This window comes from uncultured Moraxella sp., assembly GCF_945873075.1.
Lineage (GTDB): Bacteria > Pseudomonadota > Gammaproteobacteria > Pseudomonadales > Moraxellaceae > Moraxella.
On the sequence record NZ_CAMCBS010000002.1, the window covers coordinates 119585 to 140425 of the forward strand.

Annotated in this window: 22 protein-coding genes; 7 read left to right on the forward strand and 15 right to left on the reverse strand. The window is 44.5% G+C overall.

What is annotated here, in order from left to right:
- Window positions 1–10: 10 nt before the first annotated feature.
- From Q0N89_RS01225 to Q0N89_RS01235, 3 genes are all read right to left on the reverse strand, one after another.
- Entirely contained in the window at window positions 11–1111 is a 1101-nt protein-coding gene (locus Q0N89_RS01225; protein ID WP_294032995.1) for an SGNH family hydrolase, read from the reverse strand.
- On the reverse strand, window positions 1098–2594 hold the full coding sequence (locus Q0N89_RS01230; protein ID WP_294032996.1) for an MBOAT family O-acyltransferase: 1497 nt from the start codon (window positions 2592–2594) through the stop codon (window positions 1098–1100). Before Q0N89_RS01230 ends, Q0N89_RS01225 begins: the two co-directional genes overlap by 14 nt.
- 180 nt (window positions 2595–2774) lie before the next feature.
- Window positions 2775–3572, reverse strand: a complete 798-nt coding sequence (locus Q0N89_RS01235) for a methyltransferase domain-containing protein (RefSeq protein WP_294032997.1) — start codon at window positions 3570–3572, stop codon at window positions 2775–2777.
- 161 nt (window positions 3573–3733) lie between these two features.
- Between Q0N89_RS01235 and Q0N89_RS01240 the strand changes: the two genes are divergently transcribed.
- The 3 genes from Q0N89_RS01240 (at window position 3734) to Q0N89_RS01250 (ending at window position 7397) form a co-directional block, all read left to right on the forward strand.
- Window positions 3734–4861 (forward strand): hypothetical protein, encoded by a 1128-nt coding sequence (locus Q0N89_RS01240; RefSeq protein WP_294032998.1) that lies wholly within the window; start codon window positions 3734–3736, stop codon window positions 4859–4861.
- A 237-nt stretch (window positions 4862–5098) separates the two neighbouring features.
- Complete coding sequence (locus tag Q0N89_RS01245; RefSeq protein ID WP_294032999.1) at window positions 5099–6169, forward strand: ABC transporter substrate-binding protein; 1071 nt, start codon at window positions 5099–5101, stop codon at window positions 6167–6169.
- Between the two features lie 220 nt (window positions 6170–6389).
- Window positions 6390–7397, forward strand: coding sequence for an ABC transporter substrate-binding protein (locus tag Q0N89_RS01250; protein ID WP_294033000.1), 1008 nt, complete (start codon window positions 6390–6392; stop codon window positions 7395–7397).
- Between the two features lie 99 nt (window positions 7398–7496).
- Here the strand turns inward: Q0N89_RS01250 and Q0N89_RS01255 are convergent, their stop codons facing one another.
- Both Q0N89_RS01255 and Q0N89_RS01260 read right to left on the reverse strand, forming a co-directional pair.
- On the reverse strand, window positions 7497–8942 hold the full coding sequence (locus Q0N89_RS01255) for an NAD(P)H-hydrate dehydratase (RefSeq protein ID WP_294033001.1): 1446 nt from the start codon (window positions 8940–8942) through the stop codon (window positions 7497–7499).
- 27 nt (window positions 8943–8969) lie between these two features.
- Window positions 8970–9674 (reverse strand): tRNA-(ms[2]io[6]A)-hydroxylase, encoded by a 705-nt coding sequence (locus Q0N89_RS01260; RefSeq protein ID WP_294033002.1) that lies wholly within the window; start codon window positions 9672–9674, stop codon window positions 8970–8972.
- 706 nt (window positions 9675–10380) lie between these two features.
- On the opposite strand from Q0N89_RS01260, the gene Q0N89_RS01265 reads away from it, so the two are divergent.
- Window positions 10381–11463 carry a porin gene (locus Q0N89_RS01265; protein WP_294033003.1) on the forward strand — a complete coding sequence of 361 codons (1083 nt, stop codon included), beginning with the start codon at window positions 10381–10383 and terminating at the stop codon, window positions 11461–11463.
- Between the two features lie 27 nt (window positions 11464–11490).
- On the opposite strand, the gene Q0N89_RS01270 is transcribed toward Q0N89_RS01265, so the two are convergent.
- A complete protein-coding gene (locus Q0N89_RS01270; RefSeq protein WP_294033004.1) occupies window positions 11491–11724 on the reverse strand; it encodes a hypothetical protein in 234 nt (77 codons plus the stop codon).
- A 318-nt stretch (window positions 11725–12042) separates the two neighbouring features.
- Here Q0N89_RS01270 and Q0N89_RS01275 point away from each other — a divergent pair, with 318 nt between their 5' ends.
- The 3 genes from Q0N89_RS01275 (at window position 12043) to Q0N89_RS01285 (ending at window position 15210) form a co-directional block, all read left to right on the forward strand.
- Window positions 12043–13086: a porin gene (locus Q0N89_RS01275; protein ID WP_294033005.1), complete on the forward strand. Its 1044-nt coding sequence runs from the start codon at window positions 12043–12045 to the stop codon at window positions 13084–13086.
- Between the two features lie 277 nt (window positions 13087–13363).
- A complete protein-coding gene (locus tag Q0N89_RS01280; protein WP_294033006.1) occupies window positions 13364–14365 on the forward strand; it encodes a porin in 1002 nt (333 codons plus the stop codon).
- 221 nt (window positions 14366–14586) lie between these two features.
- The gene (locus Q0N89_RS01285; protein WP_294033007.1) at window positions 14587–15210 is read left to right on the forward strand and encodes an Abi family protein; all 624 of its coding nucleotides are present in this window, start codon (window positions 14587–14589) and stop codon (window positions 15208–15210) included.
- A 57-nt stretch (window positions 15211–15267) separates the two neighbouring features.
- Here the strand turns inward: Q0N89_RS01285 and argB are convergent, their stop codons facing one another.
- From argB to Q0N89_RS01330, 9 genes are all read right to left on the reverse strand, one after another.
- Entirely contained in the window at window positions 15268–16164 is an 897-nt protein-coding gene (gene argB, locus Q0N89_RS01290; protein WP_294033008.1) for an acetylglutamate kinase, read from the reverse strand.
- A 26-nt stretch (window positions 16165–16190) separates the two neighbouring features.
- The gene (gene dut, locus Q0N89_RS01295; RefSeq protein WP_294033009.1) at window positions 16191–16655 is read right to left on the reverse strand and encodes a dUTP diphosphatase; all 465 of its coding nucleotides are present in this window, start codon (window positions 16653–16655) and stop codon (window positions 16191–16193) included.
- A gap of 196 nt (window positions 16656–16851) precedes the next feature.
- Complete coding sequence (gene secB, locus Q0N89_RS01300; protein WP_294033010.1) at window positions 16852–17310, reverse strand: protein-export chaperone SecB; 459 nt, start codon at window positions 17308–17310, stop codon at window positions 16852–16854.
- A gap of 79 nt (window positions 17311–17389) precedes the next feature.
- Entirely contained in the window at window positions 17390–17647 is a 258-nt protein-coding gene (gene grxC, locus Q0N89_RS01305) for a glutaredoxin 3 (RefSeq protein ID WP_078254350.1), read from the reverse strand.
- A 76-nt stretch (window positions 17648–17723) separates the two neighbouring features.
- Window positions 17724–18137, reverse strand: coding sequence for a rhodanese-like domain-containing protein (locus Q0N89_RS01310; RefSeq protein ID WP_294033026.1), 414 nt, complete (start codon window positions 18135–18137; stop codon window positions 17724–17726).
- Window positions 18138–18222: 85 nt separating this feature from the next.
- Window positions 18223–18537: a type II toxin-antitoxin system RelE/ParE family toxin gene (locus Q0N89_RS01315; RefSeq protein WP_294033011.1), complete on the reverse strand. Its 315-nt coding sequence runs from the start codon at window positions 18535–18537 to the stop codon at window positions 18223–18225.
- Window positions 18530–18820 (reverse strand): hypothetical protein, encoded by a 291-nt coding sequence (locus tag Q0N89_RS01320; protein ID WP_294033012.1) that lies wholly within the window; start codon window positions 18818–18820, stop codon window positions 18530–18532. Before Q0N89_RS01320 ends, Q0N89_RS01315 begins: the two co-directional genes overlap by 8 nt.
- 106 nt (window positions 18821–18926) lie before the next feature.
- Window positions 18927–20024 (reverse strand): ribosome small subunit-dependent GTPase A, encoded by a 1098-nt coding sequence (gene rsgA, locus Q0N89_RS01325; protein ID WP_294033013.1) that lies wholly within the window; start codon window positions 20022–20024, stop codon window positions 18927–18929.
- Window positions 20025–20165: 141 nt separating this feature from the next.
- Window positions 20166–20810 carry a LysE/ArgO family amino acid transporter gene (locus Q0N89_RS01330; protein ID WP_294033014.1) on the reverse strand — a complete coding sequence of 215 codons (645 nt, stop codon included), beginning with the start codon at window positions 20808–20810 and terminating at the stop codon, window positions 20166–20168.
- Window positions 20811–20841: the final 31 nt, after the last annotated feature.

Below are 20841 nucleotides of genomic sequence, written 5' to 3' on the forward strand. Positions count from 1 at the left end.
CACCAGTTGCCTATGGCAAGATGGTGAGTTGTTGTTGAAGGGCTTCGGCAATCAATTTTTGTCCTTGGACACTAAAATGAATACCGTCGGAGCTACGCATTTTAATGGTTTCGCCATCTTTTACAAGATAATCATTGTAAACATCGTTACTCGTACCTAACAATTGCCGAGCATCAAGCGTCAGCACATGATGGGCTTTGAGCTCTTCTTGCATGACTTTATTCAGATAAATCATCTGCTCATTGAGCTGTTGTTTTTTCATGTTTGGCGGTGTAATCCAAATCACCTTGACGCCACGACTGTGTGCACTTTGGATGATACTTGCCATGCGAGCGCGATACGACGCTTCCCATTCAGGTGTTTGGAATTTGAGTCGGGCTTTGGTTTGTAAATCAGGCATATCCCACGGGTCATTTGGGCCCAAAAATACCGCCAAGATTTTGATATTGGCATTGCTTGCCAGTGTCTCTTCGATGGTTTTTGGCCAGTCAAAGAAACTTGGATAAGCCAGTCCCGTGCTTTGTTTGCTTAGGTTTACTGATTTGATATTGTAATTTTTTTGTAGGTATTGCTGAACGTGTGGCGCAACCCCTTGCATCATTGAGTCACCGGCAAAGAAAATCTCATCGCCGGTTCGAAGTACATATTGGTTCGCCAGCTCTTTTTGGCGATTTTCTTCGGCAAGCTGTGCTTGTTTGGCGGCTTCTAGCTCAGCTTTGATTGCCATTTGCACCTTGTATTCAGGTGTGTAGGCATATTGCTCATTAAAATTGGTGGCAATTTGCTGATTATAGGCGACGATTTGGTCGGTAAATTGCCCGTGTGCCGCATACAATGCATTGCCAATATCGCCACCTTTTGCCCATAGGCTATATTGGCTGAGTGGTGCAATTGGGCTTTCACGGTGATAAGTTTGCAAAAAATACGCATTCACCGAATTTTGCATAATCCAAATGCTCAGCACGGCAAATAAGCATAGCACAAACAGCAAATAACTGATGGTTGAGCTATGGTCATAAGGCGGTTCAATCTCGCCAAGTTTGATGTGTTTTGGCTCAGGATATTGGCGGTCGCTCACGGGTTTTTGGGTAGATGGATTAGAAGTTTGCATAAATAAATCCTGGAATGCCTGATGGTGCAAAAATAATCACGGTCATAAGTAGCACAAAAATCACAGGAATGAGCACGATTTTTGGGATACGAGCGCCAATCTTGACGATGCTTGGTGTGGCTTTGGTATAAAGCGGATACAGTAGCCACGCCACCAAAAAGATAGACAGCATATAAATCGGATTATCATTCCAGCCGACATTGGTGTGGTTGTACACAAGTGCGCTAAAAATCCCCATCGCTTCTGCCCAAGTGGTCGCCCGAAAAAAGACAAAGCAAAGGCTGACAAAGGTGACAGTCACAAAAATACCAATCACTTTGCCAAGCCAGCTGTGATTATATAGGGCATTGCGGGATGATTTGGCATCCATGCCGAGATAATTTTGGCATAGCTTATCGGTGCAGTTAAGCCAAATAATGGCAAGTCCGTGCAAAATCCCCCAAAGCAAAAAGTTCAAGCTTGAGCCATGCCAAATGCCTGATAAACCCATCGCAATGAGTAGGTTTAGCTGTGTTTTGGCAAAGCCACTGCGACTACCACCCAGTGGAATGTAGATATAATCACGAATCCAAGTCGATAAGCTAATATGCCATCTGTCCCAAAAGGCACGGATATTGTGGGCAATCAGCGGTGCTTTGAAGTTCACCGGCAGGCGAAAACCAAGTAGCATACCAAATGCCACCATCATCTCACTATAGCCCGAGAAATCTAAAAACAGCTGTAAGGTATAAGCATAAATCGCCACCAGTACTTCTAGGCTGTGGTACTGCATCGGATTGGTAAAAATTGGATTCACCCAATTATCCGCAAGCCAACCTGCCAGCCACCATTTTTTGATTAATGCCAATAAAATCAAGCATAAAGCGATGGTGGGGAATAGGATACGTCGTGGCGACTGCGTGCGGATTTGGGCGCTCATACCGCACGGCTTGCCTTCGATATCTGTCAGACCTGATGCGCTTTTGGCACGAGCAATCGGGCCTGCACTGATCGTGCCAAAAAATGACAAATGTGTCAAAAGATCGGCAAAGCCAAAGGCGGGTACTTCTTTTTCGTCATAATAGCGGCTAACCATATAGCTGATCGCCTGAAATGAGTAATAAGAAATCCCTAGCGGAAAAATGATGTTTGCCATTAGTCCTGAGCTATCAAGTTGTAGCGTTTCAAGGGCAAGCTTGATCGACTCACGAAAAAAGTCATAGTATTTAAAAATACTCAACTGCACAAGCGTGATGACGATACCTGTGATAAGCCAAGGCTTTTTGCGTTCGCTTGTCGCCATGAATTTTGTAATAAAATAAACAAAAACAGTGTAGCCAAACAATACGCTAACCGCAACAATTCCTGCCATCAGATAGATGATCACATAGCTTGTGAGTATTAGTAGGATATTTTGCCACTTTGGTGACTGGCGAAATGCCCAATATACTGCCAAAAATACGATGAATAATAAGGCAAATTCAATGGATAAAAAAGAAAACATACACGGATGCTCGATGAATGACTAATTTAAACACTTAAATGCCTAAATTGTATCATAAGGTTATATTTTTGTTAATATACCAAGTATCAAACCGCATTATGTAGTTGTTTTGTATAAAAAAATCACCCAATCATGGATGTAGATTGGGTGAGGATGAGCAAAGAACGGGTGATTTTTTGGCTACTGTTGAGTTTGTTTTTGGCTAATGATATGCAAATAGCGACCCATCAGACGAAACGGCATCTGCCTTGCGTAGCGTAGCTCCATTGCGACGATGTCATCGGGATTGTTGAGTCCGCCACGCTTTAGCGGTGCATAATCCGAAAACACCCGAATCCCAGAGCGGATGGTGATGGTATAGCCATGATGTGTCAGCCAAGATTCAACTGCTTCGGGGGCGACAGGGTGATTGGGCGTCAGGCTCTTGTCATCGGCAGGGCGGGGCGTGTCAAGCTGATAAAAATTCCCCATCACAAGATTGCGATAAATCAGGCTAGCTGGATTATAAAAGCACAATGACAGCACGCCATGATCTGCCAAATACCGATCAAAAAACGCCATAATCGCTTCAGGCTCGCCAAGCCACTCAAGCACCGCATGGCACAAAATCATATCAAATTTTTCATCGCTCAAATGCTCGGGCAGCGCTTGATAAGGACAAGCAATAAAACGCAGATGGTCAGGATTGATAGCCATCTGCATCGCACTGTCTTTGGCTTTATCAAGCATATTGACCGAGATGTCATTGATGGTGACATGATGATTGTTGGCAAGCTCAAGGCTAATCTGCGCAAGCCCTGCACCAACATCCAGCACCCGCAGTGGTCTGCCAAGCGTTTGGCTAAGCTCACCGATGGCATCTGTGATGTCCTGCGTGAGTACCGCCAAGCGGATACGACCTTTGAGTCCGCCATAGACTTTTTTGGCGAAGTGGTCAGCGATGGGGTCAAAATTTCGGTCAGTGGCTGATGTCGTCATGTTAATGTTTTGTAAAAATTAAACGGATAAGTGTATCAAAACTTGGCAAAGGGGTGCGATTTTATCCAACTATTGCTATAATGCAGTGATTTTGCCAACTTGTCATTATTATAACACAGGCAAGTGGCTTTTATTGATTGATCATCACAAAGAGCAAGGTTATGAAAAATTCCACCATCAAATTTATCAGTGCGAGTACTGTAGCATTGTTGGCGTTGGCAGGTTGTAGCAAATCTGACGAATCGGCTGAGAATCTGCCTGTGGCTGAGCCTGTGGTCACCCAAATCACTGCCGTGTGTGATGATCATAGCCTAAAAAATCGCCTAAATGATGCGCTGCAATCAGCACTACTCGATGCATCATTGTCTCGCTTGACGGGTATGTCAGAGCTACAGATGCAAGATATGGAAACTAAGGTGCGTAGTCAGCTTGGCACGGTGAGTTTTGATTTACAAAATGTCAGCAACACCGATACAGGCTGTAGTGCAGATGTCTATATCACACCATCAGCACAAGATATGATGGCGGCGGAGAATCTATTGGCACAGCGTAACATCAACCTTGCTGATCATATCAAAGCTGCAGGTGGTGAGCTGATCGCAGGGCGTATCGTAACCCAAGGCGTGACTTATAAGATTGTGGATAATAAGGCGGTACTGGACAATCCACAGCACCCGATTTTTGGTGCGGCGGCGGATGCGCTGGTAATGGCTGCCAGTCAGATGGATGCGGCAGCTGCGGCTGATGCAGGTGCGATGGATGCCGCTGCCGTCGCTGCTGCGGCGGTTGCAGCACCTGTGGTAGCGATGCGCCCGCAGGTGATTGATCGTAGCACAAGCGAAGTGGTGGCATCAGATGCGACTACTGATACCACGCCGGTCAGTCGTCCTACGACCACAACACAGCCAAAAGCCCAAACTCAGTCTAAGCCAAAACCAAAGACTGAACAAAAAGCTCAAACCCAGTCTAAGCCACGAACCGAACAAAAAGCCCAAGCCAAGCCAAAGGCTGAACCACAAAAAGCCACTGCTAAGCCTGTGGCAAAAGCTGACACTGCCAAATCATCGGATAATGATGGCGTTACTCGTACCATCACCCCATCAAAACAAGACGGTGAAACTCGCCAAACCATCACTCGTACAGTGACCAATACCGAGAAAAAGGCAGAACCAAAACAAGAAAGCAAGCAACAAGCCAAACCACAAGCCAAACCGCAAGCCAAGCAAGAGCAAAAACCTGCCGTGCCTGTGGGTGAGATTGTGATTGTTGAAGGTAATGACACTTACTAAAACCACCTAAGACTGCTTACCAAGATTTACCAAGCAGTCTGAACAATCGTTTTAAGCTTGCCAAAATCACGCCATCGCTTTGTATGATGGCGTGATTTTTTTTGAATATCACAAACCATGTTTCAAAAGCATATCCATCTTGTTAAACTTGTGTTAAAATCTACTGGCTAATCAGCTTTTTTGCCGATAGTTTTTTTAGCCAATGTTGGCGTTTATTTTTTGAATTTGGAGAATTGTATGACTTTAGCACGCAATAAATTTGCCCTAGTAATGCCAGCGATGCTGCTTGGTGCAGCGACGATGGTCGGTTGTAATCAATCAGCCCAAGATAAGCCAGCAGCCGAACAGCCTGCGCCAAGCACCGAATCAGCTGACAAGGTCGCCGAAAAAGCCGCCAAGACGGTAGCGATTACAGCGATTGTTGAGCACCCATCACTTGATGATATCCGCTTAGGCGTGATTGATGGATTGGCAAGTTTGGGCTATAAAGATGGTCAAAATTTGACCGTGAATTTCCAATCAGCACAAGGCTCAATGGCGACCGCAGGACAGATTGCCAAGCAGTTCGTGGCTGATAATCCTGATGCCATCGTTGCCATCACCACCCCGACCGCCCAAAGCCTAGCGGCAGCGACCACCACCATTCCACTGATTTATACTGCTGTCTCTGACCCTGTCGCTGCCAAGCTTATCGATAGCAATAACAAGGGCTTACAAGAAAATATCACTGGTCTATCAAGCCAGTTACCACTTGAGCCACAAGTCGAACTATTTACCAAAATCAAACCTGATGCCAAGCGTATCGGCTTTGTGTATAGCCCGGGTGAAGCCAACTCTGTGGTGGTCAAAGAAGAACTTGCCAAGCTGCTACCAAAATACGGCATGACTTTGGTTGAAGTCCCTGCCAACCGCTCAAGCGATGTGGCGGATGCGACCCGTTCGCTAGCAGGCAAGGTGGATCTGTTCTACACATCACTGGATAATGGCGTCGCATCTGCGATGGAAGCGATGGTGCAAGTCGCCAATGAACTCAAAGTCCCTGTGATTACTTCTGATGAATTTTCGGTGCGTCGTGGTGCGACAGCTGCACTTGGCGTGAATGATTATGACTTTGGCTTGACCACTGCCAAGATGGTCGCAGATGTGTTAGATGGCAAAAAGCCAAGCGAAATCACCCCGCAGGTGATGAATACCTTGACACTATTTATCAGCCCAAAACACGCCGCCGAGCAAGGTGTGACGGTGGATTTGACCACGCTGGGTGAGAGTATCAATGTTGATACCACAGCGCCACGCCAACAAAAATAAGTTTTTTTAACATCAGCCTACGATGGGTGTATCATTGATATCGCCCATCTTGCTGATGAATTTTTTTTGTTAAAATTAAAATGTCTATACTTTTATAAAATGACAACTTGGCGGATGACTTAAGCTTTGTCTAAGCTTTGCCTAAGCGTTGTCAAAAAAATCTGCCAAAGTTTGCCAAGTGAATTGAGTTATTTGTGTGTTTTTTATGGTGAGTATGTTTATGAACACGAATTTTTTTAAAAAGACCCTATGGGCAAGCATCACAGCTATTGTCTTGAGTGCGTGCGGTGGCGACAAAGCCCCTGAGCAAACTGCTGCCCCTGCCGATGCCAAAGAAGCCAAAACCCTAGCCATTACTGCCATCGTCGAGCATCCTGCACTCGATGCAGCTCGCACCGGTGCGATTGAGCAGCTGGCTGCCGAAGGTTATAAAGAAGGTGAGAACCTAACTGTTACTTTCCAATCAGCTCAAGGCAATATGGCAACGGCAGGTCAGATTGCCAAGCAGTTTGTCTCTGATAATCCTGATGTGATTTATGCCATCGCCACGCCATCAGCACAGGCATTGGCGGCAGCGACTTCGGATTTGCCGATTGTCTTTTCGGCGGTGACTGACCCAGTCGAAGCCAAGCTTGTGGCAAGCCTTGAAAAATCAGGCAATAACATCACAGGTGCATCAGATGTGCTACCGTATGAGCCACAGATTGAGCTGATTCGTGAGCTAGTGCCTAATGTCAAGAATGTCGGCTTTGTCTATAATCCGGGTGAAGTCAATTCAACCGTTGTGCTAAAATCATTAAAAGAAAAATTAGCACCACTTGGCATTAATGTAGTCGAAGCGCCAGCATCCAAATCAACCGACATCACCCAAGCCGCCAAGAGTCTAGTAGGTAAAGTCGATGTCTTCTACACTTCGACCGATAATATGGTGGTTAATGCTTATGAAGCGATTTATCAAGTCGCCAAAGATGCCAAAATCCCACTGATTGCATCAAATACCGAAGCGGTCGAGCGTGGTGCGGTGGCGGCGCTGGGTGTCAATTATACCGACCTTGGCAAAGAATCAGGCAAAATCATCGCTCGCATCTTTAAGGGTGAAAAACCTGCGGATATTCCTGTGTTTATCCCACAAAAGCTTGATTTGGTCGTGAGCAAAAAACACGCTGCCGAACAAGGGCTTGAACTACCTGAAGCTGTGCTACAGCGTGCGACCAAAGTGCATGAATAAGTCGGTTTGTTAATGGCAAAAATCCCAAAATCAGCTGTGATTTTGGGATTTTTCTTTATTGATGATAAGCATGCCAAACAGCTTGCAATTAACTTGATATTAAGAAATTTTTAGCACTTGACTTGCCATTTGCCCCATCTGATTGACATCGACGACGACGCCATCAGCGCTGAGTATATCGCCGCAGTGAGCGTGCAAAGCAACGATTTGATGAATCGGTGTATCGGGTGCTTGGGCAAGTATGCCTGCCATCATGCCGGACAGTACATCACCCATGCCAGCGGTTGCCATGCCTGCATTGCCTAGTGTGCAGATGTGAATCGTGCCGTACTGGTCGATGGTGAGCGTGTTTGCGCCTTTGAGTACCCATTGCCCACCGTAGCGTGCTTGTAGTGCATAGATGGTGCTGATGCGGTCGGCTTCGACTTCATCAGCATGGATACCGAGCAGGCGAGCCGCTTCGGCATGATGTGGTGTGGCGATGACATGGGTTGGCAGGCGTACATCGGGACGATGAGCCAGATGCCACAGTGCATCGGCATCCATGATGACAGGGATGTCAAGCTGTACCAAAGCCTGTAAAGACTGCTCAAAAACCTGCACCGACCACGCATCACGCCCAAGCCCCATACCGACACAGACGGCTGTCATGTGTGTCAGTCTATCAAGCGTGATAGCGCTAATGTCCTGCACCATCAGATTGGGTCTGCGAGTGATGATGGCAGGGTGGTGATTAGGATGCGTGGCGATGGTGACACGACCTGCACCGACACTGATGGCGGCCTCACCACTCATGATGACCGCACCGCCCATCGTCGGATGACCACCGATGACCATCACCGAGCCATAGTTACCCTTGTGCTGATGACTGCGTGTACCATCACGAGTAGGCAGGGCAGGCAGTGTGTTATCAATCCAAGCGACCGCAGACAGCGCATCATCGGCAGGGATGAGTGGCAGGCAGATAAGCTTACCTACATGGCTTTTAGCATTGCCCATCAATAGACCTGCCTTATAGCCCATCAGGCACAGCGTCATATCAGCACGCATACACGCAGGCAGTGGCATCCCTGTGTTAGGATGTAGCCCTGTGGGGATGTCGATGGCGATTTTATAGCCTGATTGGGCGTTGTACGCATCGACGATGGCATGCATCTCATCAGACAGCGGACGGTCTAGACCATTGCCGAATACCGCATCGATATGCGCATCTGCCATCACAGGTGTATCGGTGATACTGATACCTGCATCGATGGCAGCTTGGCAGGCACGCATGGCATCGATACTCGTCGGCGGTGCGATTTGATAGACACTCACCTGATGATGGCGTGACAGATATACTGCGAGCAGATAGCCATCACCGCCATTATTGCCACTACCGCACCAGATGCAGACTCGTGATGGCGCAAGCACCGACAGCAGATGATTTGCCATCATGAGTGCTGCTTGTTGCATCAGTCCATAGCTGCTATTACCAGCGGCGAACCATCTGCTTTCCCAGTCTTTGACGGACTTAGCAAGATATACAGGGGTGGGGTGGGTCATCATCTTATCCTTAAGTGGTATTCAGTTTTAGGCGTGCGCTTGGCTTTGGGCCAGTAGCTCACGACTTGGCACACCGCTATGAAAGCGTAGCATCTCATCAGGCGTATCAATCAGCTCTCGCTCAACTTCACGAAAGAACGCCACTCGCTCATCGATACTCTCATCAGTAATCGAGCGAGCTAGTACCAGATAGTCTTCATAATGGCGTGATTCTGATTTGAGTAGATATTTATAATAACGAGCCAATTTCTCATCATCGATGACATCAGCCAGCGCCGAGAACCGCTCACACGAACGCGCTTCAATAAACGCCCCAATAATCAGCACATCCACCATCGCAGCAGGCTCATGCGTACGCTTATGCTTGAGTAGTCCTTTGGCATAGCGACCTGCAGGCAGGTAGTGCCATGCGATACCACGATCTTTCATCAGTGACAGCACTTGTTCATAGTGTAGCATCTCTTCACGCACGAGCTGTGCTAGACGCTCTTGTAGGTCTCGATGAAATTCATAACGAAAAATCAAGTTCATCGCCGTCCCTGCCGCCTTTTTTTCGCAGTTGGCGTGGTCTTGGAGCAGTAGGGGAAGATTGTCTTTGGCAAGGGCGAGCCACGCATCGGATGTACGACAGCCCAAGAACTCATAAATATGGCTAATATCTGTCTTGGCACGAGCACGAGTGGTAATCGTCGCCAAATCATCATCTGGGTGAATGTCGGTGGTGTGTGTCATAAATAAAGCCCAAAAAATTCAAAATAGATCTTAATCCCACTATTATAACATGGTATGGGCGGTGGGTGGCTTTTATGTATATCAAGCGCAAATCCACTATCTCATAAAGCGCAAAACTTACTTGGGCAATGATGATCTACTGCTATCTATATATAGTATGCAAATCAGTGAGAAAGTCAGATTTGTCATAAATTAACATTTTTAAACAAATTGAAATATTACAGGAATATAAAATGAGAAATTTCGGAAATAATCAAATAATTATTACGAATATTACTAAAATATTGCATAATTATATACCAATATTGCGGCATAAATTATGCATTTGACATATTATTCACTCAAAAATAAGTTCATATTTTTTCAGCAGAACGCATCCAGATCACTATCCAATCACATTGTAGAATAAAATTTTTATGCTGTAATATTTTATAACTGATTGAAAAATATAAAAATAAAACTTTGTCATCAAATCTTCATCATTTCAGCTATTGCAAATTATCCCAAAATCCGTATTCTATATTATAAGTTTGAAAATTAACTATCTATTATGTTTCTGTAATGTTATATAAAGTTACAAAATATTAATAAATAGAAATATTTTCAGAACTTTTCGTGTGTCGGTAGCAACAAACAGCTGGCACGAAACATAACCAACAATGAACAAAAATCAGTAGGGCAGATATGCCCAATATGGAGAAACCTAATGAAAAAACTAGCGCTAGCTGTGGCTGTAGCAGCTATCTCAATGTCAGCTCAAGCTGCACCAACGGTTTATGGTAAAATTTTCCTATCGGTTGATGCCGTCGATTCTGATACTGATACACTCAGTGCAGATCGCAGCACAGTCACTGACAGCACATCGGTAAGCCGTAGCAAACTGAATTCTACTGCTTCTCGGATTGGTTTTAAGGGGTCTGAACCATTAACAGCCAACACTGATGTCGTCTATCAGCTGGAATATGGTGTCAAAGTTGATGATAATAGCTCACAATTTAGTGCTCGTGATACCTATATCGGTGTGGCGAATAAGCAATATGGTACACTGGTGGCAGGTCGTTTGACAGCAGTGGATAATAATGTGAACTTTGCAAATATGGCTGTTGGTGCTGTCGATGGCGGTGATAATGTCCTAGCAGCGATCGATAAACCGCGTGCTAACAACGCATTTGCTTACACTTCACCAAGCTATAATGGCTTAACCTTCCAAGGCATGTATGTCGCTGACGAGTTCAGTGGTGATGAATTTGATGCTAATGGCAAGCATCTAAGCAACAGCAGTCGTGATACTTTTGGTCGTGATGTCTATGCTGTCGCAGCCATCTATAAGCCTACCACGCTGCCACTGCGTGCCGGTGTTTCATGGATGCAAGGTGGTGACAATCTAAAAACCTTGCGTGTTTCTGGGGATTATAAAGTCACACCAAAAACCACCATCGGCGCACTATACCAAAACACCGACCTAGGTGAAGTGTCAGGCAGAACTGAAAAAGAAAATGCCTATACACTAAGTGCAAGTTATCAGACCGATACGCCATGGAAGGTTTATGGCCAAGCTGATTATGTCGATAATGCCAGTGGCTTTAAGCAAGCGGAGCGTCAGCGCTATATTTTAGGTGCTCAGTATGCTTTCAATAAAGCAGCAACTGGTCATCTATACGCTTCATATCGTGATGAAGATCGTGTGGCAGGTCAAAGCTACTTCGTTGGTGGCGGCACCACCACTTTCACAAAAGATGAAAAATATCAAGGTTATGGCATCGGCGCTGGTATTGAATACAAGTTCTAAATAGTATTTGACCCAGCCAAAAACACTTCACATGACTGTGAAGTGTTTTTTATTATCATCATATTCAGAAATTAGGAAAATGATTGTAACTTGCTTGTCATAAAATGGTAACATTGTACAGGCTAAGATTACAATTTGATGAATACTAGCCATCAGATTGTCAAGTTTTGATGCTGTCAAAGTTGTAACAAATTTTGTAAAATTCGCCAAAATTGCCAAAAATTTAGCCAAAAAATGAGCAAATATTTCCAAAATCACCATAAAATCCCCAAAATTTACAAAAATGTTGGGGATTTCATTTTTATATAATAATAAAAAAATCAATATCTTATAAAATATTTTGCCAAATCTTGAAATTTATCCCCATCAAAGGTATTGCAAAATATTTCAAACTTGGTATTCTATAGATACATTATGAAGCTTGGCTATCACGGATACTTCTGTAATGTTTCTCAATGTTACCAAGTGTCAGTCAGCCAAAATCACAATCCGATGAATCGCAGTACTTAGGTAGTGCGGACATCATTGACAAGAAAACTTGTAGCGGGCAATGAATGCCCATTCTTAGTGGAGAAAGCCATGAAAAAACTAGTTCTAGCTACTGCCGTTGCTGCACTGTCTATCACTGCTGCACAAGCTGCACCAACTGTCTATGGTAAAGCATTCCTTACCGTTGATTACAAAGATGGTGATTTTGATTACACTGATCGCGCCGGCGTTGAAAAAACTATCGACGATAGTCGTGCAAAACTTAATTCAAACGCTTCTCGTATCGGTTTTAAAGGTGCTGAAGCACTAACTGCAAACACTGACCTAGTTTACCAACTAGAATACGGTGTAAAAGTTGATGAGAACACTCAAGACGAACAGTTTAAAGCTCGTGATACTTATATCGGTCTAGCAAACAAGCAATACGGTACCCTACTAGCTGGTCGCCTATCATCTATCGATGGCAATGTAGACTTCGCCAATGTGACTCAAGGTGCTGTATTGGGTGGTGACAATGTTCTAGCATCAGAAGATTCGCCACGCGCTAACAATGCTGCTGCATACATTTCACCAAGCTACAATGGTCTAAGCTTTCAAGGCATGTATGTCATGGATGAAAACGGTGCAGACTCTCTAAACGGTGATGCGTTTGGTGCAGCTGTATTGTATACTCCAGAAGGTCAACCATTCCGTGGTGGTGTAGCATACATTTCTGCAAGCAACGGCGCTAGCAATGAAAAACTTTCTTGGCTTCGTGTTTCAGGTGCTTATGATGTAACTCCAGCATTTACATTGGGTGCACTATATCAAAATACTGATTACAGCGGCGATGATAATGAAAATGCTTATACAGTAAGTGGTAAGTACAAAACTGCAACCCCATGGGCTGTCTATGGTCAAGTTGACTATGTAGATAACGCTGGTGGTGTAAAAGGCAATGAAAAACAACGCTATGTAGTTGGTGGTCAATATGCATTCAACAAAGCAACTACTGGTCATGTTTATGGTGCTTACCTAGATCAAGATGTTGAAGCTGGTACTTGGGCTGCTCACAATGACGAAACCAAAGTATTTGCCAAAACTGGTAACTATCAAGGCTTCGGTGTAGGTGCAGGTATCGAATACAAGTTCTAATCTGAACTGCCGTAACCAAAAAGCTCATCCTACGGGGTGGGCTTTTTTGTTGGCGGGGTGGTGTGATGTTTTTATAGGGATTTGTAGCATTTGAGTTAAATTCCTAAACTTTTGTGACTAATGAGTAACTGATTATTTTTATAAAGGTGTTGCAAATTATTTCAAATTTGGTATGCTATGTGTGCATATCGAAACTGTCTATCGCTTAACCTGCCAAAAATTAACATTGTGTAACTTGGCAAAGTGATGTCAAATAAAGCCCAAATGGAGCATAACCATGAAAAAACTAGTTCTAGCGTCTGCGATCGCTGCACTGTCTATCACCGCTGCACAAGCTGCCCCTACCATCTATGGTAAAATCGTCATGACTACCGATGTGATTGATTCGGATACAGATGACTCTACTCGTGGCAGCCTAAATACAGCAGGATCTCGTATCGGTGTCAAAGGTGCTGAAGCATTGACCGCTAATACAGATTTGGTTTATCAATTAGAATATCGTATCCGCCCAGATAACAATGACGGCGAAGCGCTACAATCTCGTGATACCTACATCGGTCTATCAAACAAAACTTATGGTACATTGTTGGCAGGTCGCCTATCAGCACTTGATGATATGATTGATTATGCTGATGTATCTGTTGGTGGCGTCGTTGGTGGTGATGATTTGCTGGTTGCGTTCAACGAACCACGCGCAAACAATGCGTTTGCTTATGTTTCACCAAGCTACAATGGCCTACAATTCTTAGGCATGTATTCAATGGATGAGCTAAACACCACTCAGCCAGACCTAAAAAATGATGTGCTTGGTGTGGGTCCTTTGGATGTTGAAGCTTATGGCGTAGGTCTAAAATACGAACCAGAAAATCTACCAGTTCGTGGTGGCGTCACCTATATCAGCACAGCCAATATCCCAGCATTGGATGACAAGATCACTGAGCTTCGTGTCAGCGGTGCATACGATGTCACGCCAGCATTGACAGTGGGTGCGCTATATCAAAATACCGACTGGACTACAGAAGATAAAGAAAACGGCTATACGCTTAGCGCTAAATACAAAACTGCTACCCCATGGACTGTCTATGGTCAGCTTGACTATGTAGACAACTATGCAGGCGTGAGCGATCGTGAGAAACAGCGTGCGATCCTAGGTGGTGAGTATGCGTTCAATAAAGCTGCGACTGGCCATGTCTATGCTGGCTACCTAAAAGACAAAGCTGCAAATCGTGACGACCAAAATGAAGTTGGCGTCGGCGCAGGTCTAGAATACAACTTCTAATCTGAAGCGATTTTAGATACCACAAAAGCTCATCCTACGGGATGAGCTTTTTGGTTTATGACTTGAATAGTTATATGTATGATTAAATTCTTATGATAAAATATAAACTTCCTAGCAAAAGAAAAGCCTACCAAATGGCAGGCTTTTCGCTTAATACTAGGGGGTAGGCAAAAGCCCTCAATAAACCCTAGCGAACAAAGATATTATAAGGCTTATTGGATATGGAATCAAGTGATAAATATGAAAATATTAGAAATACACTGTCGATATCAAGAATGGCAACATATGAAAAATATTCTGATAGTCATAAGAAAGCACTTGACTTGTATCTTTGGAACTTACAAATTTCATCTGCATTACTAGAATGTTTGGCGGTTTGTGAAGTGGTTGTTAGAAATTCAGTTGCTAAGATTATTGAGCAAAGATATGGTGAAGATTGGATAAATAATGCAAGATTTATCAGAACAATGAAACAAAGTCGTCAAAGAGATTTAATCAAAGTTCGCCAGAGTATAGTTGATAAAACAATAGCAGAACTTCCATTTGTATTTTGGCAAAGTTTCTTTACCGCTCGTTTTGATCAGGAATTATGGCAAAATGATTTGGTTGCGGCATTACCAAATGCAAGTGATTGCAATGGCAAATTAAGGGAAGTTGTTTTTATGGACTTGGACAGACTTAGAAAATTAAGAAATAGAATTGCACATCATGAACCAATTTTTAATAGAAGTATCAAGACCGATTATAAGGTTATTATAAAAATTATCCGTTATTGTTGTGAAGATACAGCAAATTGGGTGGAATCATGGCAGAAAATTGATGATTTACTAGAGAAAAGACCATAAAATACCCCAAAGATTTAGTGCTTTGGGGTAGTAATTTGACTATTAAAGTTTGAAAAATCACTTATCTCGCAAAATCTGCGTACCAACACCTTCTTCGGTAAAGATCTCAAGCAAGCAAGCGTGCGGTACACGACCATCAACGATGGTAGCACTACGCAGACCTGATTTGACGGCATCGAGTGCGCCAGCGATTTTTGGAATCATGCCACCCGAGATTGTGCCATCAGCGATGAGTGCATCGACATCATCGGCGGATAGATGGGTTAGGACATTGCCTTGTTTATCCAGTACGCCTTTGATGTTGGTCAGTAGTAGCAGGCGTTCAGCACCGAGAAACTCAGCGACACGGCTAGCGACTAGATCAGCATTGATATTGTAAGTATTGCCATTGGCATCGACACCAAGCGGTGCGATGACAGGGATAAAGTCACTGGCGATCAGCATATCGATGACATCTTTATTGACCGATTCGACTTCACCGACGAAGCCAAGATCGATGGCTTGTGGGCGACCTTCGTCATCGATTTTTTGCATATATAATTTTTTGGCACGGATAAGATTAGCATCTTTGCCTGTCATGCCGATGGCTTTACCGCCATGTTTGTTGATTAGGCTGACGATGGATTTATTGACTTGTCCGCCAAGCACCATCTCGACGACATCCATCGTTGCCTTGTCCGTCACACGCATCCCATCGATGCGTTCGGACTCACGACCGAGTTCTGATAGTAAGCTATCCACCTGTGGCCCACCGCCATGCACGACGACAGGGTGAATACCGACGGTCTTGAGTAGGACGATATCACGGGCAAAAGAGCTCTCAAGGACAGGATCGGTCATGGCGTTGCCACCGTATTTGACGACGATCAGCTTGTCTTTGTACTTTTGGATATAAGGTAGGGCGGTGGTGATGACTTCAGCGGTGAGCTTGGCATCTTCTAAGCTTAATGACATAAACAAATCCTTCTATAAAAAAACAATCACTGACGACCTGACGAGCCAAAGCCACCTGCGCCACGCTCGCTGACATCACTAAATTCATCGATAATCTCAAAGCTTGGGCGTACCACAGGCACGACCATATACTGCGCCATACGCTCAGCAGGCTCAAGTACAAAATCCGTCTGGCTACGATTCCACACGCTGACCATCAGCTCCCCTTGATAATCGGCATCAATCAGACCGACCAAATTGCCAAGCACAATCCCATGCTTATGACCGAGTCCTGAGCGTGGCAGGATGATGCCTGCATAGTTTGGATCGGCGATATAGATAGATAGACCTGTGCCAATCAGCTTGGTTTCACCTGCTTTGATGGTGATGGGTGCATCGATACACGCACGCAGATCGATACCTGCTGAGCCATCTGTCGCTCGAGTGGGTAGCGGGAAGTTAGGATCTTGTCCGATTTTTGGGTTTAGGATTTTGACTTGTACACTGTTCATGGCATCGCCTTATTTATCTAAAAATCATCTAAAGTTATCAAAAATACACCATGATTGCAACTGCTAAATGCATTTTTATGCTGATTGGCTTAATGGGGTGGTTTGGGCTTTGGTTTAGGCTTAAGCTTGGACTTGGACAAAAAAGGACAACAAAAAAGCCCGAAATATATTCGAGCTTTTATGGATTGCCAAAAAATTAGGCGTTGCCGTTGGTTTCGGCTTCGGCTTGTGCTTCAAGCTGGCTTTGGATATAAGCTTGCTCAAAGTTCACCGGTGCAAGTAGCAACTGTGGGAAGCTACCACGAGTGACCAAATCGCTAATCACTTCACGCGCATAAGGGAATAGGATATTTGGGCAATAAGCTTGTAGTAGGTGTGGCAGATCGTCTTCTGGGATATTTTTTAGTAGGAAAATACCTGCTTGTTGGACTTCGGCGATGAATGCAACGGTATCTTCAAGCTTGGCAGTCACGCTGACAGTCAGCACGACTTCTTTATAATCTTCATCAAGATCGGTCACGCTAGCAGCGATGTTGATGTCGGTTTCTGGTTTCCATTGCTTGGTGAATACTTCAACGCTTGGCACTTCAAATGAAATGTCTTTGGTATAAATACGCTCAAGACCAAGCTGTGGTTGGGTTTGTTCGTCTGACATGGTATGCTCCTTGTGTCAAAATCTGTCAATGTGTGAATTTGGGCAATATCAATGAATAAAAATCAATGAATAAAATTCATTAAGCCAACATCGCATCCAATTTGCCTTCTTGATTCAGCTTATTGAGCTGATCAAATCCGCCAACAAAGGTCTCACCAATAAAAATCTGTGGCACAGTGCGATAGCCATTGGTTTTGGCTGATAATGCTTGACGCTCTTCGGTGGTCAAATCGTACATACTGATTTCGCTGTACTCTACGCCTTTGTTGGTCAGTAGCTGTTTGGCGTTGGTGCAGTATGGGCAAACCGGGGTGGTGTAGATGGTTACTTGGGTCATGTTTATTCTCAAAAAAATGCTAACTTTCTAATGATATGGGGTAAGTCGCCAACAATTTCAAGGGTGCTGATGGCGGTCATTTTTTCTTAGCACCAACCAGTGGCAAGCCTGCTGCTTGATAGCCTTGAATACCACCTTCTAGACGCATGAAATTTGGGCGTGCGATAAGCTGTACCGCTGCACCTGCTTGCAGACCGACATCGCAGACGATGATGACGGGGACTTCGATGCCTTGTAGTTCGGCTAGGCGATTTTTGAGTTCGGTGAATGGGATATTTTCACTGCCTGTGATGTGCCCTTGGGCGAACTTGTTGGCAGGGCGGATGTCGATGATGCGTGCGTTGTGATTATTGACCAATAGACCAACTTCACTCGGTGGTACTTTACGCCCACTGCGTTTGCCTTCGATGGCAAAAAATGCGATGGCAAGAACGATTAATAAACCAAATAAAAACGGGTGATTGCCCACAAACTCAAACCAGCGTTCCAAGGGATACTCCATAAATAATCTGTGAAACGATTATTATATAAGGAAATGGTGTTAATTGCACTTGTTTTTGCAGATAGGATGGAAATTATAAATTTGGTTGATGGTTACTGGCACCATGATATACATGCACAATTTGAACTGTATGTGATTGCTTATCAATAACAAAATAAATAATGATAGGAAATTGATTTAATGTTAGCTTATATAAAGGTGGGTCTTTTCTATATAATACGCATCGCATAGGCATTATTTCTAATGTGTCGATGGCGTCATAAATTGCATCTTCAACTCTTTGCGCCAATCCAATATCTTGGCTTTGGTGCAAATAAAACAAAACCAACTGATTAATATCAGAAAATGCTTCATTCTCAATGGTAACAGAGTAAAGTGTGTTAGCCATTGGTTAATTGCTCAAAAGATTGATTGATAATTTGACGGGTTTTGGCGCGCGCTTCTTTTGCACTATAGAAAATTGCTTCACCCTGCTTAATACGCTGAAGTCTTGCATCAAGTAGTTTGTCAAGTTCTGCCTGTTGTGCCATTTCTTGAGATTTGACATCAATATAGTCTTCAATCATTTTTGTTAAGATGTTTTGAATGGAACGCTCTTCATAGGCTGAAATATCTTGTAGTTTTGCATGAATTTCAGGTGTGATGGTTACAGAAAAAGAAGGAGTATCCATAATTCATCCTTAATTGCATTGGTGGGCATTTTTTTTAAAATCTTTGTCTTTAGTATAGCAAAGGGAGTGATAGTCATCAAGTTATTCGCAAATATATGAGCGCTAATCATTTACCCTGTGGCTTAGCGGCAGCTTGTCCGTTTTTGGCTTCATCAATCAATGATGTCAAGCTCTCAATCCGCCGTGCCAACACTTCATCTTGTGCAGCAGCCGCCCAAAAAGCACAGCCTTTGGCATTGCTATGATGATTGCAATCACGAAATTGGCAAGTGCCCGCCAGCTCATTTAATTCATCAAAGCCTGCCAAAATATCATCAGCCGACAGATGCCAAATGCCATATTCACGAATACCAGGCGTGTCAATGATACCACCTGCGGACAGATTTTGGTCGTCATAAGCAAGCAGGCGACTGGTGGTCGTGGTATGCTGACCAAGCTGTGAGTTCACCGAGATGATGTTGGTGGCTTGGCGAGCATCAGGCAGTAGCTCATTGATTAGGCTTGATTTGCCGACACCTGATTGCCCTGCAAAGATAGACAGCTTACCATCGATATGCTGATGCAGGGTGCCAAGACCGTCTTTGGCGACGCTTGATGTGGTGATGACGCTAAAGCCATATTTATCGCCAAGTGCTTGATATTCTGCAATAATCTGACTGACATCGGGGTGGTCGGGCAGTAGGTCGGATTTGTTGAGCACAAGTAGTGGCGTGATGTCATTGAGCCGTGCGATGAGCAGATAACGGTCAATCAGATTGACCGCAGGCTTGGGCAGGGGTGCAAAGACAATCGCCAAGACATCGACATTTGCCGCCACAGGCTTGACCTTGTGATAGCGGTCGGGGCGAGTGATGAGCGTTGTGCGTTCAAGTAGCTGTTCGATACGCCCAAGATTGGCGGTGGTATCTAGGCTGAATTTGACCGCATCCCCTGTGGCGAGCATTGGTAGATTGGTGCGTGTATGACAGCGCCAAATCGCCCCAAGTGCGACTGCGGATTTATCTGTACTATCCGAGCCATCATTGGGCTTGGCTTGTGTCGGCAAAATCTGTGGCAAGGCGGTGATTTGTACATCAAGCTGTTTGCCAAAGTGCGAGATAATCACGCCGGTAGCAAGCGTACCATCATCGACTTGGATGCTTTGGTTTTGTTCGATTTGGCGAGTTTGGCGTTTGGTCAGTTTGCGTTTGCGAATGAGCGACATAAGAAGCGATTAAAAATAAAACCACTGTAACACAAAAGCCGTCCGACGGCAAATTTATCCATCATGAGTTTGTGATAGGTAAATTGATTGTCAAAAAATCACTGTCTTATCACGAGCTTAGCAACTATGCCACATACACAATTATGCCACATACAGCTCATACGCATACACGCCAAGACTGATGGCAATCGCCCACATGACTAGGGCAATGATAGCATCTAGGATTTGCCAAGTGATGGCTTTTTTGAATAAGGGTATCAAAAGCCGTGCGCCATAGCCTAGACCAAAAAACCAAGTGGCAGAGACCAGTAGCGAACCTACCAAAAAAGCGATTTTTTGTTCAAAGCCAAGCGTACCTGCCACACCGCCGATGATGACCACTGTGTCGAGATAAACATGGGGGTTGAGTAGTGTCAGCGCAAGGGTCGTGCCGATGGTGGCAAGCAGTGTGCTTTGCTTGCTGTCATTATCAAGCGTAAGGCTAGTACCGCCTGCGATGGCTGAGCGCATGGCACGCAGTCCATACACGGCTAGAAATAGTGCGCCCACCACAGCTAGGGCAATGGTCGCCATCGGGCTTTGGCTAATCAGCGAGCCAAAGCCAAGCACGCCAAAGCTCATCAGCACAAAATCGCACAAAAAACAGGTCAATGCCACCCAAAAAATATGGTTTTTCATCAAGCCTTGCTTGAGCACAAAGGCATTTTGAGCGCCGATAGCGATAATCAGACCGCCCGAGACAAACAGACCTTGGATAAATGCTTGGCTTAATGAGCTAGAAATCATAAAAGCACCATGTGGCTAAGTAGGGTTTAAG

Excerpts from the sequence above, each read along its gene's own strand:
- Q0N89_RS01245 (WP_294032999.1), top strand. The coding sequence starts at position 5,099 with ATGACTTTAGCACGCAATAAATTTGCCCTAGTAATGCCAGCGATGCTG.
- Q0N89_RS01235 (WP_294032997.1), bottom strand. The coding sequence starts at position 3,572 with ATGACGACATCAGCCACTGACCGAAATTTTGACCCCATCGCTGACCAC.
- Q0N89_RS01330 (WP_294033014.1), bottom strand. The coding sequence starts at position 20,810 with ATGATTTCTAGCTCATTAAGCCAAGCATTTATCCAAGGTCTGTTTGTC.
- Q0N89_RS01230 (WP_294032996.1), bottom strand. The coding sequence starts at position 2,594 with ATGTTTTCTTTTTTATCCATTGAATTTGCCTTATTATTCATCGTATTT.
- grxC (WP_078254350.1), bottom strand. The coding sequence starts at position 17,647 with ATGACCCAAGTAACCATCTACACCACCCCGGTTTGCCCATACTGCACC.
- argB (WP_294033008.1), bottom strand. The coding sequence starts at position 16,164 with ATGTCATTAAGCTTAGAAGATGCCAAGCTCACCGCTGAAGTCATCACC.
- dut (WP_294033009.1), bottom strand. The coding sequence starts at position 16,655 with ATGAACAGTGTACAAGTCAAAATCCTAAACCCAAAAATCGGACAAGAT.
- Q0N89_RS01225 (WP_294032995.1), bottom strand. The coding sequence starts at position 1,111 with ATGCAAACTTCTAATCCATCTACCCAAAAACCCGTGAGCGACCGCCAA.
- Q0N89_RS01275 (WP_294033005.1), top strand. The coding sequence starts at position 12,043 with ATGAAAAAACTAGTTCTAGCTACTGCCGTTGCTGCACTGTCTATCACT.
- Q0N89_RS01285 (WP_294033007.1), top strand. The coding sequence starts at position 14,587 with ATGGAATCAAGTGATAAATATGAAAATATTAGAAATACACTGTCGATA.
- Q0N89_RS01270 (WP_294033004.1), bottom strand. The coding sequence starts at position 11,724 with ATGGTGATTTTGGAAATATTTGCTCATTTTTTGGCTAAATTTTTGGCA.
- Q0N89_RS01315 (WP_294033011.1), bottom strand. The coding sequence starts at position 18,537 with ATGGCTAACACACTTTACTCTGTTACCATTGAGAATGAAGCATTTTCT.
- Q0N89_RS01250 (WP_294033000.1), top strand. The coding sequence starts at position 6,390 with ATGAACACGAATTTTTTTAAAAAGACCCTATGGGCAAGCATCACAGCT.
- Q0N89_RS01265 (WP_294033003.1), top strand. The coding sequence starts at position 10,381 with ATGAAAAAACTAGCGCTAGCTGTGGCTGTAGCAGCTATCTCAATGTCA.
- secB (WP_294033010.1), bottom strand. The coding sequence starts at position 17,310 with ATGTCAGACGAACAAACCCAACCACAGCTTGGTCTTGAGCGTATTTAT.
- Q0N89_RS01240 (WP_294032998.1), top strand. The coding sequence starts at position 3,734 with ATGAAAAATTCCACCATCAAATTTATCAGTGCGAGTACTGTAGCATTG.
- Q0N89_RS01280 (WP_294033006.1), top strand. The coding sequence starts at position 13,364 with ATGAAAAAACTAGTTCTAGCGTCTGCGATCGCTGCACTGTCTATCACC.
- Q0N89_RS01320 (WP_294033012.1), bottom strand. The coding sequence starts at position 18,820 with ATGGATACTCCTTCTTTTTCTGTAACCATCACACCTGAAATTCATGCA.
- Q0N89_RS01260 (WP_294033002.1), bottom strand. The coding sequence starts at position 9,674 with ATGACACACACCACCGACATTCACCCAGATGATGATTTGGCGACGATT.
- Q0N89_RS01255 (WP_294033001.1), bottom strand. The coding sequence starts at position 8,942 with ATGACCCACCCCACCCCTGTATATCTTGCTAAGTCCGTCAAAGACTGG.
- rsgA (WP_294033013.1), bottom strand. The coding sequence starts at position 20,024 with ATGTCGCTCATTCGCAAACGCAAACTGACCAAACGCCAAACTCGCCAA.